Here is a 1,449-nt window from a genome sequence, read left to right on the forward strand (position 1 = left end):
TGAACTGCACCCCAAAAGTTGGACAACCGTCCAACGACTTGGGGTGTTTTTTATGAGCAAGCACAGCGCGCAATTTAAGCGAGCCGTCGTCGAAGACTATCTGTCAGGCAAATATGGTGGTAGTGGAGCAGTGGCGTATCGGCATGGTGTAGACCACGGTACAGTGCGGATTTGGGTGGCGGCATGGCGCGCGCACGGCGAGGCGGCGTTGCAGAAGAAGTACAGTCGCTACGACGGCCAATTCAAGCTGAAGGTGCTGCAGTTCATGCACACGAAGGCACTGTCGTGTCGAGAGACGGCTGCAATCTTCGATATCCGCAATCCGAGCGTGATCAGTGTCTGGAAGCGCCGGTATGATTCGGGAGGTATGCAGGCCCTTGAGCCGCGCCCCCGAGGACGCTCCGTGAAGCAACCCAAGTCATCTGCGCCGCCTGTGTCGTCGAAATCCGACGAGGCGCGCACGAAGGAAGAGCTCCTGAAGGAGCTGAACTATCTGCGCATGGAGAATGCGTACCTAAAAAAACTCGATGCCTTGATCCGCTCGGAAAGCCCCACAGCGCAGCGCAAAAAGCGCAAATAGTGGCCGGGTTAAGGCATGAGTTTCCGCTCGACGGCTTGCTGAAAGTGGCGGGCCTTGCGCGCAGCACGTTCTATTACCAATGCAAGGCCTCGCAGAAGGCGGACAAACACGCGCAGCTCAAGGCGCGTATCCGTTCTGTCTTCGAGCAGCACAAAGGGCGTTATGGCTATCGGCGCATCACCAGCGCGATCCGGCATCTGGGCACGCGCGTGAATCACAAAACTGTCCAGCGGTTGATGCAGCTTATGAAACTGAAGTCGCTGGTGCGACCGAAGAAGTTTCGGGCATTCCGGGGGACGGTGGGACGTATTGCGCCGAACGTACTGCAAAGACAGTTCGATGCCGACGCGCCAAATCAGAAGTGGGTCACCGATATCACCGAATTCCGGGTGGGCGAGCGAAAGCTCTATTTGTCGCCGGTGCTAGATTTGTATAACGGTGAGATTGTCGCTTACGAAACGGCCACTCGTCCGGCCTTCGCGATGGTCGCACGCATGATCAAAAAGGCGTTCAGGAGGCTGGGCGTTGACGATCGCCCCGTGGTTCACTCAGATCAAGGCTGGCACTACCAGATGGACGCTTATCAGGCGTTGGTCTCGCAACGAGCCCTGACGCAAAGCATGTCACGCAAGGGCAACTGCCACGACAACGCCACCATGGAAAGCTTCTTCGGTACCTTGAAGTCGGAGTTCTTCTACCCGAATCGCTTCGAGAGCATCGAAGCCCTTCAGGCCGGAATCAGACACTACATTCACTACTACAATCATCACCGCATCAAGCTAAAGCTAAAAGGGCTGAGTCCTGTAATGTACAGAACTCAGCCCTCACGGCCTTAGCCCAAACCTGTCCAACTTTGCGGGGTCAGTTCA

Annotated in this window: 1 protein-coding gene; it reads left to right on the forward strand. The window is 56.3% G+C overall.

Going from position 1 to position 1,449, the window contains the following annotated elements:
- Positions 1 to 52: 52 nt before the first annotated feature.
- Positions 53 to 1,416 (forward strand): IS3 family transposase gene (locus NCR38_RS33970; protein WP_250478536.1). Its coding sequence is split into 2 segments (ribosomal slippage): positions 53 to 550 and positions 553 to 1,416, totalling 1,362 coding nucleotides; the frame shifts between segments, so codons are not numbered across the junction.
- Positions 1,417 to 1,449: the final 33 nt, after the last annotated feature.

The organism is Caballeronia sp. INML1 (genome assembly GCF_023631085.1).
Classification (GTDB): domain Bacteria; phylum Pseudomonadota; class Gammaproteobacteria; order Burkholderiales; family Burkholderiaceae; genus Caballeronia; species Caballeronia turbans.